At 42.4% G+C, this 15,324-nt stretch carries 12 protein-coding genes; 6 read left to right on the forward strand and 6 right to left on the reverse strand.

Annotated elements, in window-relative coordinates:
• Positions 1-66 precede the first annotated feature (66 nt).
• Complete coding sequence (locus IGI44_RS15440) at positions 67-2,883, reverse strand: LysM peptidoglycan-binding domain-containing protein (protein WP_438788655.1); 2,817 nt, start codon at positions 2,881-2,883, stop codon at positions 67-69.
• A 296-nt stretch (positions 2,884-3,179) separates the two neighbouring features.
• Between IGI44_RS15440 and IGI44_RS15445 the strand changes: the two genes are divergently transcribed.
• Both IGI44_RS15445 and IGI44_RS15450 read left to right on the forward strand, forming a co-directional pair.
• Complete coding sequence (locus tag IGI44_RS15445; protein ID WP_438788656.1) at positions 3,180-4,097, forward strand: alpha/beta fold hydrolase; 918 nt, start codon at positions 3,180-3,182, stop codon at positions 4,095-4,097.
• A gap of 237 nt (positions 4,098-4,334) precedes the next feature.
• The gene (locus tag IGI44_RS15450; protein WP_438788657.1) at positions 4,335-5,177 is read left to right on the forward strand and encodes an aldo/keto reductase; all 843 of its coding nucleotides are present in this window, start codon (positions 4,335-4,337) and stop codon (positions 5,175-5,177) included.
• 104 nt (positions 5,178-5,281) lie between these two features.
• Here the strand turns inward: IGI44_RS15450 and IGI44_RS15455 are convergent, their stop codons facing one another.
• The 3 genes from IGI44_RS15455 to IGI44_RS15465 are packed head-to-tail and all read right to left on the reverse strand — an operon-like array spanning position 5,282 to position 8,097.
• Positions 5,282-6,313, reverse strand: coding sequence for a zinc-binding alcohol dehydrogenase family protein (locus tag IGI44_RS15455; RefSeq protein ID WP_438788658.1), 1,032 nt, complete (start codon positions 6,311-6,313; stop codon positions 5,282-5,284).
• A gap of 26 nt (positions 6,314-6,339) precedes the next feature.
• Entirely contained in the window at positions 6,340-6,996 is a 657-nt protein-coding gene (locus IGI44_RS15460; RefSeq protein WP_438788659.1) for an NAD(P)H-dependent oxidoreductase, read from the reverse strand.
• 12 nt (positions 6,997-7,008) lie between these two features.
• Complete coding sequence (locus tag IGI44_RS15465; protein ID WP_438788660.1) at positions 7,009-8,097, reverse strand: L-dopachrome tautomerase-related protein; 1,089 nt, start codon at positions 8,095-8,097, stop codon at positions 7,009-7,011.
• A gap of 270 nt (positions 8,098-8,367) precedes the next feature.
• On the opposite strand from IGI44_RS15465, the gene IGI44_RS15470 reads away from it, so the two are divergent.
• The gene (locus IGI44_RS15470) at positions 8,368-8,736 is read left to right on the forward strand and encodes a winged helix-turn-helix transcriptional regulator (protein ID WP_438788661.1); all 369 of its coding nucleotides are present in this window, start codon (positions 8,368-8,370) and stop codon (positions 8,734-8,736) included.
• Positions 8,737-8,908: 172 nt separating this feature from the next.
• On the opposite strand, the gene IGI44_RS15475 is transcribed toward IGI44_RS15470, so the two are convergent.
• Positions 8,909-9,874, reverse strand: coding sequence for a helix-turn-helix transcriptional regulator (locus IGI44_RS15475; RefSeq protein ID WP_438788663.1), 966 nt, complete (start codon positions 9,872-9,874; stop codon positions 8,909-8,911).
• A 69-nt stretch (positions 9,875-9,943) separates the two neighbouring features.
• Entirely contained in the window at positions 9,944-11,098 is a 1,155-nt protein-coding gene (locus tag IGI44_RS15480) for a CapA family protein (protein ID WP_438788664.1), read from the reverse strand.
• Between the two features lie 313 nt (positions 11,099-11,411).
• Between IGI44_RS15480 and IGI44_RS15485 the strand changes: the two genes are divergently transcribed.
• Genes IGI44_RS15485 through IGI44_RS15495 form a run of 3 tightly spaced genes read left to right on the forward strand, consistent with a single transcriptional unit; the run spans position 11,412 to position 15,166 of the window.
• Positions 11,412-11,804 carry a YbaN family protein gene (locus tag IGI44_RS15485; protein WP_438788666.1) on the forward strand — a complete coding sequence of 131 codons (393 nt, stop codon included), beginning with the start codon at positions 11,412-11,414 and terminating at the stop codon, positions 11,802-11,804.
• On the forward strand, positions 11,797-13,527 hold the full coding sequence (locus IGI44_RS15490; protein WP_438788667.1) for an ABC transporter ATP-binding protein/permease: 1,731 nt from the start codon (positions 11,797-11,799) through the stop codon (positions 13,525-13,527). The genes IGI44_RS15485 and IGI44_RS15490 overlap by 8 nt, the downstream gene beginning before the upstream one ends.
• Entirely contained in the window at positions 13,517-15,166 is a 1,650-nt protein-coding gene (locus tag IGI44_RS15495) for an amino acid ABC transporter ATP-binding/permease protein (RefSeq protein WP_438788668.1), read from the forward strand. The genes IGI44_RS15490 and IGI44_RS15495 overlap by 11 nt, the downstream gene beginning before the upstream one ends.
• Positions 15,167-15,324 lie beyond the last annotated feature (158 nt).

Consider the following 15,324-nt stretch of genomic DNA (forward strand, 5'->3'; position numbering starts at 1 on the left):
ATAGAAATTAGAAAAAAGAGCGGGTCTGAAAAATCTCAGATTCGCTCTTTTTTAGGGGGTTCGTATTTATTTTACAATCGATACAGGTCCGGTACATACTGCCGTAGAAACCTTATAGTAAGTATCTGGATACTCCTCGTCCACAACAATAAACACCGCAAGTGCCATATCAGAAAAACCTGACTGGATGATATTGATGTAGTGTCCGCCATTGGTATAGTCTCCGGCTCTTCCTGCCTCACGTTCATACTCAATGTATTGCAGGAACATTTGCTTCGCGATCAATTGTGCTAGAATGGTCGAATCGTCCTCTACCTCTACTTTTCGAATATATGTGTGAGAAATATTTTCCGTCCAGAAACCCATTTTTTCCGATCCAATTTCACGATCAACAACATAGGTTTCACCGCTGACGGTATTTGCTGGGCGTGTATGAGAAAAATTGTACATCACTTCGACTGCTCGTTCAGCAACTTCACGATAGGCTGCTTCGTCCTTCGTATTGCTGACTTTTTTCTCGCCATATTTCTCCTGTTCTTCCTGAACCAGTTGTTCAAAATGCTTCGCGACTTCTTTAGAAAACGCAACATTCACTAGGTTATCCGCCTGATCAACGGTGACTCTCGTATCGTCCTTTACTACTTGATCCTTGATTGTTTGGACCGCAGGATCATTGGCGGGTTTGATCGCTTCAATAATTGGGTCGATCTTCTTGTAGGTGATCGTTGTTGTATAGGTCGTGATCGTATCGCCATTGGCTAATGTTTCGACCGTCTTGATTGGCTCGGATTCAGAGATTTTTCGGTACCCGGTCAGATCCGTCAATTCATTCCCAGCTTCATCGACATGCTTCGTGACATACTTATCTTTGTTTTGAATTTTATGATAGGTCACGGTAATCGTATACGTGGTAACCGTATCGCCGTTAGCTAACGTTTCGACTGTCTTCACGGGTTCAGACTCACTGAGCTTGAAGTAACCTTCAAGACTGGTCAATGGATTGCCTGCTTCATCCACGTTGATCGTCACTTGTTTCTCTATGTTGGCAATTTTGTGATAGGTGATGGTCGTTGTATACGTAGTGATCGTATCGCCATTGGCTAATGTCTCGACCGTCTTCACGGGTTCGGATTCGTTGAGCTTGAAATAGCCCTCAAGGTTGGTCAATGGATTGCCTGCTTCATCCACATGGATGGTCACATGCTTATCAGTATTGACTATCTTGCGATACGTGATTGTCGTCGTGTAGGTCGTTATGGTATCGCCATTTTCTAAGGTTTCAACTGTCTTTACTGGTTCGGATTCAGAAACCTTTACATACCCCGTGGTATCCGTTAACAGATTGCCTGCTTCATCAAGCATAATTGTGACATACTTATCTTCGTTTGTGGGGACATGGGGCAGATTGTCTTCAACCTCTTTGGCTGTCTGATCGGATTTACCTAAGTGATCCTCGGTGTCTTCCGCTGAATCTTCTGCCTCTTTTCCTTTTGTTTCGGCCTGTTGGACTTCTTCACTCGCTCCTTGAATGACTTTCTCCAATTCACTGATACGTTCGTCCAGAGCTTGAACTTTAGCGGCCAACTCCGTGATTTGTTGATCCAAAGCCGCGATTTTCTGCTGGTATTGGGCTAGCTCGGCTTGAATTTTTTTGGCTGCTTCACTGGTTGCGGCGGAGGAAGAATTAGGCAAATTGGCTAACTCTTGCTGCGCAGTGTTCAATGTCGCTTGAGCTTGGGCAACAGCGGCTTCAATCGATGTTTTTTCAGCTGCGGCAGAATTTAATGCGGCTTCTGCTGCGGTATAGGCTGCTTGTGCAGTGTTTAGGTTTTGCTGCGCGGTGGTTAATTGCGCGCCATATGCGGCTAATTCTCCCTGAGCTGCAGCAAGCTGCTGCTTCAACTGCGTCAGTTGAGCTTGGAGCGTTTCATCCTCTCCTGCTTGAGCTTGCAACGCAGCAATTTGTTCACTGACTGCTGTCACACGCTGTTGAGCAATGCCTTGATTCGCTGTTGCTTCATTGATCGCTGTCTGAGCATTCGTTAAGGCGGTCTGGGCCGCTTGCTTGGCAGCTGTTGCGGCAACGAGTTTTTGTCCGACTCCTGCTAATTGTCCGGTAAGGCCATCGTAATTCTTTTGTGCTTCTGCTACTTTTGCGGTGGCGGCTGCTTGTTGAACCTGCAGTTCTGTATGGGCGTCCTGATTTTCTTTGTTCAGCTCCTCTGTCAGCTTCTGCTCTGCTGCCTGCTTTAAGCGCTCCGCTTCTTGCCGTTCTTTTTCTGCAGCTTGTTTTTCCTTTTCGGCCTGTTCTCGTTGCGCCTCTGCTGCTTGTTTCTCTTTTTTTGCTTGAGACGGATCAACAGGTACGGCCGCTTGCTCTTCGACCTTTGTTGCAGTTTTTGTGCTTCCTGCAGATTGGGAGGATTCTGATTGTTGCTGAGCAAATGGCTTCGATGGATCGATCTTGTCCTGATCAGTCAGCTCTTTATCGGTTATCGTGTGTCCACTTGGATCGATTACCGTAATTCTGGAGCCATCAAATTTGATAGTCGTTCCAACCGGTACACTATATTGGCTACCCTCTTCAAAACCATTCAATGCCATAAGCGTCTGCCATTTCACATTAACGGCTAAACCAATATTGTAAAAAGTATCCCCCGTTTCAAAGGTATACGTATTTTGCCCAGCCTTTAGTTTCGCTTTGATGGTTTCTACTGAATTTGCTTGCCAGATGGTTGCCTGCGTATTCATAGGACTGGTAACAAGCAGTAGCCCTATCAACAGAACAACAATAAATAATCTGTTTTTTCCTATGTCACAGTTCCTCGTGCCATAGTTTTGCTTCCTGATCTTTTGTAGATGATCCGACCTTATTTTCCCCATCGTAATACCCCATTCTTCTTAGTCAATTCAAGCAAATAATAGTATCTGTTATTTTATAATACTATATATTCTAAAATTGGAATCCCCTAAAAAAAAGAAAATATTTTGTTTTTTGAATTAATAATGTAAAAAACTTGGAAATATGTTTTTTATTGAAATCTGCTTCCTTTGGTTTGTCAAACCCAATAAATCGAAAAACGGTGTTTTCATAGTCGATAAAGGGCGCATTCTGTCGTTGTAGAGCAGTTCACTCTCCATTCTGTTATACTTTAAATATATTTTTTAAGGAGATTTCTATGGAAGAATATGTAAAAATCAATGATATTCAACAATATTTTCTACATTATCCGACAGACTCAGACAGTGTTGTCTTATTTCTGCATGGAGGTCCAGGAGCCTCTGAGACGCTTCTTTCCTATGCAGCAAGACCCACCAATCCTGTTTGCAGTTTTGTCTACTACGATCAACGAGGAGCCGGTCGGACTCAAGGGAAAAATAAATCAAAACCGGACACTTTAACACTGGAGAATCTATTAGCTGACCTGCGAGAAACAGTTAAGTATATCAAAGACAACTATCAAACTGAGAAGCTTTTCCTACTAGGTCATTCATGGGGCTCTGTCCTCGGCACACAGTATGTATTACGCTACCCGGATGATGTCATCGCTTATATTGGCATGGGACAGGTAGTTCATATGATGAAAGGCGAAGAACGTTCGTATAAGTATCTTGGTGAATTAATTCATGCAAAAGGCAAGCGAAAGGATTTGAAGGCTTATGAGGCCTTTGCTGGTTATACTCATAATCTAACGAAAGACAACTTTATGAAATACGCACAACGCTTCCGAAAGCTACAAGGAAAATATGGCTTGACTGGTAATAATTTGAAGATCAATAAAATCGGCCTCAAAAGCCCGACTTTTAAACTCTCAGACATCTATCTGGCTCTACGGTGTCCCCTGTTGAATGCCAAGTTAATGGAGCTACTACTAGACTATTCAATTGAAGACGTGACTCATTATGATTTACCGGTCTTTTATATTTGTGGGAGAAATGATTGGCAGGTTCCTAGCGTTTTAGTCGAAGAATACTACGAACGGATAGAAGCACCTCGAAAGCAACTCTACTGGATTGAAGATGCTGGTCATATGACTAATCTAGAAAATCCGATGGCCTATAACGAGGCAATTCGAGAAATTGTCTTAAGCTTTTAAAGGAATGGCCAGATTACAAACGTAAATCTGATTCCTTTTAAGGAGTAAGTTATGAAGCGTTGCGTAAACTTATTACATCTATATACTTGTTTTAAATACCAATAATACAGGCTACTATCCGCGTGAAGAGACTTTGTATCAGAAAAGGTTTCGTCTTTTTAAAGCAAAATTGTTACGATATATCTACTACAGCGTTATACTTTTAATAGTAACAACGATAATTAGGAGGTTTTCTTAATGGAACAGCTGAAATTAAACAACGGACAAATGATTCCTCAATTGGGCTTAGGTGTGTTTAAAGTTCAAGATCCAGATGATTTGAAACGTTCAGTAGCCGATGCTTTAAAAAGCGGCTATCGTCACTTCGATACGGCAACAATTTACCATAACGAAGCATGGTTGGGTGAAGCTTTAGCGAAAAGTAATATAAAGCGTGAAGAGCTCTTCATCACCTCAAAGCTTTGGAATAATAATACGACTTATGATGAAACGATCACCGCTTTCCATGAATCTTTAAAGAAACTACAAACCGACTACTTGGATCTTTATTTGATCCACTGGCCAAGCGAAGGCTACAACGAAAAATGGCGGGCAATGGAGGACTTATACAACGAAGGCTTGATCAAATCCATCGGGGTCTCTAATTTTGAGAAACCACATTTGGAAAAATTATTGACGACCGCGAAAATAAAACCAGCAGTTGATCAAATCGAAACACATCCCTACTTCCAGCAAAAGGAATTGCATGAGTATTTGAAGAGCCTAGATATCGCCCATGAAGCTTGGGGACCGCTTGGACAAGGCAAGAGCACTGTTTTAGACGATCCAACGTTAGTGAAAATCGCGGAAGCCCACAACAAATCGGTGGCACAAGTGATCTTACGCTGGCACCTGCAACGGAATATCATTGTGATTCCAAAATCGGTTCATGCAGAACGGATCGCGCAAAATATCGATGTCTTTGACTTCACTTTGACAGATGAGGAAATGAACCTTATCGCAGCGATCGATAAAAATCAACGCGGTTCTGGTGACCCTAACGATGAAGCATTTTTGAAAAATTCCATGAGTAGAGAATAATTCTACTACCATCCTAACGTAGTCCATTTTTTGGACTGCGTTTTTTTATCAAAAAAGGAAGAATCGTCTCCTATACAGACGATTCTTCCTTTAGTCAATTTTCTTTAAAAGGGTCCACTAATAACGACTTTTCCTAGCATGTGACCAGACTCAACATCCTTAGTCGCACGTTTTAGATTCTCCGCATTGATTCCAGTATCATAGATTTTGCTGACGGTGGGAATAATAATCTCGGCATCGGCTAGTTCAGCGATCGTTTTTAAGGCAGCGCCTTGTGATTCAAGGTCATAACCAAAGTCCGTCTTCGCAAACATGTACTCCCAATCAAAGGACACTGATTTATTTTTCCACTCAGCAAGTTCTAACGGTTCCTTGATTCCCACAATCGTTCCGACATGACCAAAAGGATTGATCATGGATTTGATGATATCTAAGTACTTCGTGATATCAAACAAAACAGCAATGTAATCAAAAGAGTCCGTTCCAATTTCTCTGAGCTGCGCCTTAAGGTCTTGATGGTAATCAAGCGGGTGATCAACACCGACTTTTTTCAACCACTCAAAATTGTTCGGATTCGAAGTCGCAAACACTTCTAGTCCCGCCCATTTGGCTAATTGATTCAAAATAGAGCCCACACCGCCGGCACCATTGATCACAAGAATGGATTTTCCTTTCGCTGAATCCTGTTGAGGCACGATATTAAATTTGTCGAAAAGTAATTCATACGCAGTCAACGAAGTTAGCGGCAATGATGCGGCTTCTTCCTTCGTTAATTTTTCAGGAGCTAACGCAACGATCCGCTCATCGACGATTTGATATTCTTGATTACTCCCATGTCGTGTCGTTGTTCCCGCGTAAAAAACAAGATCTCCTACCTTAAAGTTTTCTACTTCATTCCCGACAGCCGCCACTTCACCAACAGCATCAAAACCAAGTACCCGAAGCGCATTGCTTGTTCGGGCCGTTTGACGCAGCTTCGTATCCACTGGATTAACAGACACGGCTTGAACCTTGACTAACAAATCTCTTCCGACCGCCTTAGGAATCTCTTCCTTCGCATCAATAAAACTGTTGGGGTCATCAATTGGCAATCCTTCAAAAAAACCAACGGCGTGCATCATTTCTTTTTCAGACATTTTTATCGGCCTCCTATAATTTGATCTTACTCTATGACTTGATAAACATCACTTAATTTTTGACGTTTTTTCTCTGGAATGGCTTGGTCTCTGTAACCAAAACCAGCCATGTAAGAAACGCCGAATTCTTCTGGATCAACATAGCCTTTTTCAACTAAGTATTGATCCACCGCTTCTTTGTTGAAGCCTTCGATCGGGCAGCTGTCGATATCTAGGTATGCGGCAGTTGTCATCATATTGGCTAAGGCAATGTAGGTTTGTTTTGATGCCCAATCGAATAGTTCTCGCTCTGAGGACAGATCAAAATCATTTTTTTGGAAATTATTGAAGAAGATCGTTTGTGGTGATTCCTCTGAATAGGGAACCCCAAAAACATCCTCCACCATATGTTTGACATGCTGGCTATTTCCCGTCAGATTTTTTCTAGCCAGAACGATCAGAAAGTGACTGGCGCCATTCAAGCTGTTTCGTGCGCCCCAAGCGATCTCTTGCAACTCGTCCTTGACTTGCTGGCTTTCGATTAAAAGAAACTTCCAAGGTTCATAACCGAAGGAGCTTGGCGATAAACGACCCGCTTCAATAATTGTTTCCCAGTCCTCGTTACTAATTTTCTTACTTTTATCAAATGCTTTGGTGGCAAAACGGCGTTTGTGTGCGTTCAAAATTTCTGCTCTTTTATTCATGTAATTCTCTCCCTACTTTGATTTAGCTGGCTTTTTGCCAATGAAGATCCGGAATAAGCTATATGGTTTTTCCCGCAGGTCTTTGCCATAATGGAAGCCCGCTTGACGTTGCAGCTGATTACTATTGAAGTACAAATATTCGTCTGGTCCGATCGATAACGTGTCCGGCCATAAAATTCGCGGATCGTGCGCGATCGTTTCCATCGTACCATCCGTATAAATCGCACGAATTCCATTATTCTCGTAGTCCCCAGCATAAATGGTCCCGTCAATTGCTGTAATCATGCCATCAGAGGCGCCCTTTTCTCCCCAGTCTTTGACATGCGCTTCTAGCGCGTCGTCTTCGATTTCTTGGTCAAAAATCAATGCTGTCTCAATCGAGTAAAGATGACGACTGGATAAGGGACTATAATAAAGCAGTTTGCCATCTGGTGATAAGGCAATCCCATCTGCGGCCACTTGCCATGGAGAAGTCTCCCCGTTTTCGTCCCGATTCATTAAGATTTCTCCTTCGACTTTCGGCAGAAAATCAGGATCAACTGCTGTCGATGGTGTCCCATCCAAAATTCGAAAAGCGTTTCCAGTATCCAACTCGACAACAATGATTGCACCAGGTCCTGTAATGGATGAATCCGTGATATAAGCGACACCTTCTTTGCCGCGACGAAGATCGATGCGGACATCATTTAAATAGGTTGAATCTAAGACAACTTCTTTGCAAAAGGTGTATACACGACGAATCGTATTTGTCGCAAGGTCGACGGCCACCAACTTAGCAGCACCTTCGACTGGTACATCAAAGTTTGGTGCAGCCGTATCTAAGACCCAAAGTGTCCCTTCTCCGTCAGCAACAATACTCTGGACACTTAAAAAGCCTTTATCAGGGTTCGCTGGATCAAAGGTATTGGCTTCTTTGCTTGGATAAGGCACCAATTCGCCATCAACGATCTCAACAACTGTGGCTTGAACATCATCGCCCCATTCAGGGAAATTAATAAAAATTCTACCGGTCTCACTGACACTTACACCTGTGGGCATTTCACCATAAAAGGCATGCACTTGTTCTAGCTCACCGAAATAGTTTTCTGTAGGTAATTCCATAATAAACTTCTCCTTTTCATTCTGCACATAATATACACTAACAGGTTGACACAATTTCTTTCGAATCAATGAGTAGCCCCCTGTTTTGTACAGCTATCATAAAACCAGCGTCTACAAATGTAAATTAGGGAATTTTTTTATACCTTAATTTTTAAATTTTTCCTTAAGGCAGCAAAGCGGAGATAAAATAATAGACGCTGGTTATTGTCTGTGATAAAAAAGATAGTATAAAAAAAGACCCCCAGTCATACACTATAAGGAGGCTCCTACATGGTACGAAAAATTTATAATTGCGAAGAAGGTTGTTCCGTGGAATCTACGCTTCAACTGATTTCTGGTAGATGGAAAAGCGTGTTGTTGTATCATCTTATTTTTGAAGGTGAACATCGTTATAATGAATTACAGAAAAAAATCCCCGGGATTACCCGTAGAATGCTCTCACTGCAATTGAAGGATCTAGAAAATGATGGTCTGATTGAACGCCATGTCCTCCAGGAAAAACCGCTGATGGTCTCCTACAATATCACTGGTTATGGCTATTCCTTAAAACCGGTCATTCAAATGTTGCATCAATGGGGAAATGAATTCAATCAAATCAATCACGGAAATTTAGAAGAAGAATGTTTGATTTGTAATTAGTCGTTATATATTAAAATATTGGGTTTCATCTCTCTAGTTTAATAGGAAAAAGACCAGATGAAAAGCGGTCAAAAGATTGATGTATCAATCCTTTGACCGCTTAAAATGTTATACTTCCTTTAATGTTAAAAAAACAGCGAGGGTGATTTTTAGTCAACCTCGCTGTTTTCTATTACTTTTTTACAGGTCTCACGTATTTCCAAAAACGTTCTGGATCATGGTAAAAATAGATCACTCGCCCCGGTGTCGTATCATAGAGATACTCCGTATTCGAAAAATCAAAGTCCTCCATGGCTTTTTCTACGGTTTCCTCCACACTGCGATTTTCCTGCTCGTAATCAAAAGGCCCATGTTCAAAAACTAGATACTCTGCCTCGGGCACATCCATCAACAGCATCTGCTCAGGTATCTCTCCTTGATAATCAGCAGGTAAGCGCGCACCGTAGCATTCCGATCTTAGAAAGCCCCAATCACACAGCCGTCCCTCTGGATCGCTGATATAGGCCATGACTTGACCGCTACTGCTATTGGGTTCGTTCCCACCATTGTCATCAAGTTTCCCCTTGATACTGTCTAACAGTCCACTAATCGTATCGCAATCCTGTCCAGGAATCTGACTTTGCTTCTCCCAAAAATCCCAGTAGCCATTGCTCTGATTGTTTTTAATATACAGAAACTGATGTGCCGGAATCGTGACAAAATATGTTTTGACAGCGTCTGTTGTTTTCACCATACCGATCTCTCCCAATCCTAAAAAGTAGCGGTCAAAAGAACTAATTCTGGTTCGCAGGACGACCGGCTTCGGCAGTCTTCGATACTCGCTAGGAGCGATCCCATACATGTTTTTAAATGCGCGAGTAAACGCCTCATGGGAAGAAAAGCCGTAATCGAAAGCAATTTCTAAAAAACTTTTCTGAGTATCCCGAACCTCCTTCAAGGCAAAGGCTAGTTTTCGCTGACGCAAATACTCGCGAAAAGACATGCCAGAAATTTCCTTGAATTTTCGCGTCGTATAAAACTCAGAATAGCCCATTTTCCGCGAAAGTCGACGTAAGGTCAACGCCTCATCGTTATAGCCTGCGATACAGCGATCGATCTCATCAACGATCTGCTGAATCTGTCTCTGCCACTCATACATCCTTCCACCACCCTGCTTTTATTGTAGAGCCTCGGGAAGCGTGCCGCTTGATTTGACTTGCTGTCTTGATTAATAGACAATCTTCACCTTATCATTCATTATCTGCTTGGTTCGTTCGATAAAATATTCGCGCGACAAATCCTGTCCCTGATTGACATGGATCATGTGCTGATTAGCCAATTCATTCGTGTAATCCTTCAAGGCATAAGTTTTATAGGTTTGGTAATTATCACCAATATAGGTGATCGTCGGCCAAAACGCCACCTTCTCAAACTTGAAATTCTTTTCCCGCTTATCATAAGTGATCGTCCAGCGTCCCATGCCGCCCAACATCCGGTCATTTTCTGCTTGGGAAGAGATGAAGTTTCCAAGCGAATACATCACGAGCGTTTGATTTCCATCTTTGCCTTTTAGATAATCCATTGGTTGAATGACGTGGGGATGTCCGCCTACGATCACATCTACCCCGGCATCGCTTAATAGCTGTGCCAGCTTTTCTTGTTCTTGGTTAGGTGAAAATTGATATTCCTCTCCCCAGTGCATACTAACGATTTGCACATCACTTTTTTTGTTTAATGCCTGCATATCCTTCTTGATTTGCTCTTCGTCGATCAGATTGACCAAATAGTCCTTCCCTTCAGGTAACGGTATTCCATTTAAGCCAAAGGTGTAAGACATAAAGCCGACTTTCACCCCTTTGATTTTTTTTACCTTAAAACGCTTGGCCTCAGGGGATTTTTGCGAACCAGTCACTGTCATATCTGGATATTTTTCCAAGTATTCCAGTTGTTTAATAATTCCCTCTTCCCCTCTGTCCATGGTATGATTACTCGCTGCTGATAGCCAGTTATAGCCGGCCTTATGCAGCGAATCCAACACTTGCGTCGGACCATTAAACGTCGGATAACCAGACAAACCCAATTCTTCTCCAGCACAAATTGTTTCCAGATTAATGTAAGAAATATCTCGATCCTTCTGTAAATAGTTGGTTGGTTCATACATTTCATCAAAGCGATACGTGCCATCCTCTCGTCTGAGGTGGTCATAGATGTAGTCATGAATCAAATTATCCCCAACTGCTGAAAAATTCAACTTCACGATAGAACTGCTTTTCGCTTTTGAGTCTTCCGAAGATTCCTTTTTTGTCGTCTCTTCTGCTGCTTTGTTCCCGCAACCGCCGAGAATGATCAATAAAAGCAAACTCCATTTTAACAATCGCTTCATTCGATTCGCTCGCTCCTTTTTCCATTTCAAGACATCAATCATCTAACATTTTATTTTCCTTCTCACATAAAATTTTACGGCAACTTGCTGGATATAGAAACTCTTTTATTGACAAAAGAAATAGTAAAAATGATTTTTAACCAATCAATACCAAGAACGTCAAAGCGATTCGGTCGTTTTTGGCTATTAATCAAGATCTTACGACAAACGATTTTTTTAAAGGAAAGCACAGAAGAGATTGATAATCATTTTCATTTAGCATAAGATGAACAAGTAAACACTTTCTTTTAACTGATTAATGGAGGACATACTTGTGAAAAAAATCTTTTATTTTTCTCTCGGTGCGCTAACCTTCGCACTTGGAACATTAGGCATCTTTCTTCCCTTTTTACCAACTACAGTATTTTATTTACTGACGGCCTTCTTTTGGCTGCGCAGTTCGGATAAATATTACAATAAGTTCATTCATTCCTCGTTCTATAAACGAGCCGTGGAGGAGCCGATCGTCAAAAAGAAGATCACTAATGCGGGAATGGTCAAAATGTTTTTGATGATTTTTATCGTCTTTTTGATTCCTGGATTGTTGGTGGATAATACACCGATGCGGATTTGCTTAGTAATCGTGTATATTGCCCACGTGATAGGTTTGACTTGGTATCTGCGCGGTAAAAAAGCAGCAGTGAAGGCAGGGGAACCGAATGATTGATCGTCGTTTATTCGCAATTGCTAAGAAACAAACACTGATTCTGCAAGTCGTGATTCGTTGTATCAATCTAGGCTTGTCCTTGTATATCTGGCGAACACTCGCCTTTTTATTGAGCCATCTGGTTCAAGGACGCTCATTGCCTTTGAGTCTGCCATTTGGGTTGATTCTTTTGGCCTTGATCGGAAAATTGATCCTAATCCGTTTATCCGCTTTTTTAACCGATCAGGCTTCAGCCGATTTACGAGTGGCTTTACGAAAAAAAGTGATGGAAAAGGCGTTTCGACTAGGGAACACCTCCCGACAATTACCGGCAACTACCTTAGCGCAGCTTTCTGGCGATGGCATTGAGCAGCTGGAAATGTATTATGCCCATTTCTTGCCGCAGCTCTTTTATTGTCTGCTGGCTTCGCTGATCTTGTTTGCCTATTTGGTCTCACTAGCTTGGCAACCGGCTGTGGCGATGCTGATTTGCGTGCCATTTATTCCGATTACGATCATGGCAGTCATGAAAATAGCTAAACGGATTTTAAATAAGTATTGGGATCAATACACAAATCTTGGGACGCGTTTCCATGAAAGCCTGAGTGCCTTAAGTGTTCTGAAGGCCTATAACCAAGACGCCGCCAAACAACGAGAACTTGCAGAAGATGCACAAACATTCCGCAAAGCTACGATGAGCTTGTTGTCAATGCAGCTGAATTCGATCACGATCATGGATATTTTTTCCTACAGCGGTGCCGCCCTCGGAATTGGCTTGGCGTTAATGGCCTTTCAGCAACAGCAATTAACCGTTTATGGGGTACTCGTCTTCATTTTAGTCGGTGCGGAGTTCTTCCTGCCGATGCGCCAGTTAGGTTCCCTTTTCCATGTGGCGATGAACGGTATTAGCTCCTGCGGAAAAATCTTTGATTATTTAGCTTTGCCAGAAAAAGTCGATGGCTCAATCAACCATTGGCCGGAACCATTGAGTACGATTACGGTCGATCAGTTGAATTTTACCTATGAAAATCAGGAAGTATGTGCTATCCGAAACCTCTCTCTACAATTGAAAAAAGGGACCTTCACTGCTTTTGTCGGAAAATCTGGCTCAGGTAAAAGCACCTTTGCTCAACTATTATTAAATCAATTGGATGACTATCAAGGAACGATCCGTTGGAACCAAACCGACCTTAAGGAATTGAGTTTTTCGGCGGTATTGGATAAGGGTATTTTAGTGAATACAAAGGATTTTCTTTATGCGGAAAGTATTCGCGAAAATCTGCTATTGGCAAACCCTGCATTAACGGATGAGGAAATCTGGACCCTGTTGGATCGCGTAAAATTATCGCCTTTTGTCGAGCAGCTACCAGAGAAATTAGCTACCGTCTTAGAAGAAAACGGGAAAAATCTATCCGGCGGACAACGACAACGATTGATTCTGGCCCGTGCTTTGGCGGTTTCAGCAGAATGCTATATTTTCGATGAGATTACTTCCGGCGTCGATATCGAAAGCGAAGAGATCATTTTAGAAACGCTGAAAGAGCTAGCTGAAGAAGCGATCGTGATTTTTGTTTCCCACCGATTGTACAATGTTCTCGCTGCTGATCAGGTCTATGTCTTTAAAGACGGAACAGTAGTTGAAGCGGGCACACCGCAGGAACTGAAGCAAACATCGGCGTATTTCAACGCCTATTTCACAGAAGAAACACATCAAATGAAGGGAGCGATCGAAAATGAAGGATAGCCTCTTGATTCGTTGGCTGCTCGCTTTCACGAAGCCCTTTTTAGGCAAAATGTCCTTAGCCATTTTGTTAGGCATTATCAGCAATCTTGCCGTCGTCGCAATACCAGTCATCAGTACACTTACACTATTGCAGATGGTAGCTGGAGCAACAATAAATCTTCCTGTCATCTTAGCACTCTTGATTGCTTGCGGTATCGTACGCGGGGTAGCGCGTTACTTAGAGCAATATCAAAATCATGATATCGCCTTTTCTTTGTTAGCACATATTCGTGAACGAATTTTTGCTGCTTTAAGAACCATCGGGCCTGCCCGCTTGACTGGGAAGAACAGTGGCGAATTGATCACCTCGATCTCCACCGATGTGGAGGCGTTGGAGGTCTTTTTCGCCCATACGATCTCCCCTGTTTTTATTGCCTTAGGCACAACATTCGTCACCTTCATTTTTTTGGCCTACTTTGATTTAGGTGTGGCGCTGATCCTGCTTGCTGGACAGCTCCTGATTGGCGGGATTATTCCCTTCATCAGCTACCGCCGAAATCTTCAAATAGGTGACGATTATAAAAAAGCCTTTGTGCGAGTCAACCAAACGATCATGGAAAATGCCAATAGCTTAAAGGATATCGCCCAATTTCATTTAGAAGAAAACCGGTTAAAGAAATTGGATACGGATAGCCGTCTGTTGAACCAGGAGAATCGTCGACGAATTTTTCAAGGCAACTCATTGCAGCTTTTTAGCGAACTAGTTGTTATCGGAACCACCCTTTGCGTTTTTTATTTAGGTAGCAATCGCGGCCTATCCTATGAGGCGATTGTTCTTTCTGTAGTAGTGAGCCTGAGTTCCTTTGGCCCTGTCCTGGCGTTGGGAAATCTAGGAAATGCCTTATTAACAACCTTCTCTAGCGGACGACGACTTTATCAGCTCGTCCATGAAGAGCCTTTTGTTGAATTTGAAAAATCGACAGAAGCTGTTGAAAGCCTTGAAGCCCTTCAAGCAACAAATGTGTCTTTCCATTATCCCAAAACGGATAAAGTTATCTTGAAAGAAATCTCTTTAGAATTGAAGAAAGGGGAACGCCTGGGGATCAGCGGGGAAAGCGGTAGTGGGAAAAGTACCTTGTTAAAACTATTGATGCGCTATTGGGACCCAGATAGCGGCAAATTAACGATCAATGGACTTCCCTTAACATCCCTTAAGGAAGAATCCCTTCATCATTTAGAAGGTGTAATGGAGCAATCGACCTTCTTGTTCGAAGATACAATCGCCAACAATATTTCCTTAAAACGACCAGAAGTCACCCAAGCTGAGATCTCGGAAGCCGCCAAAGCAGCGGCGATCCACGAGTGGATTCTTTCACTGCCTGAAGGCTACGAAACACAACTCAGCAAGCTTTCTCGCACGCTCTCGGACGGCGAACGCCAACGCATCGGTTTGGCACGTTTATTAATCTACGATGCGCCATTGATCTTACTAGATGAGCCTACCAGCAATCTCGATTATGTAAACGAACAAGCCATCCTTGCGACATTTAAAGAAAAGCTGAAGGACAAGACCATGATCGTCGTCTCCCATCGTGAGAGTACCCTAAAGATTGCCGAAAAGCATCTGCATATGGAAAATGGTCGTCTGACAGATCGCTAATCCGTTTAACAGTTGTTCTCTTCCACTAAGTTGTTATCGAACATAAATCATCAGAACGACAGTCACTTAGACTGGAGTTCTGATGATTTTTTCAATTGATACACCTAGTTTCCCTCCACTAATAAAAAGAACTTCCGGTTCGACTGAAATCAATTCCG

Source organism: Enterococcus sp. DIV0756, from assembly GCF_051710745.1.
Classification (GTDB): Bacteria; Bacillota; Bacilli; order Lactobacillales; family Enterococcaceae; genus Enterococcus_A.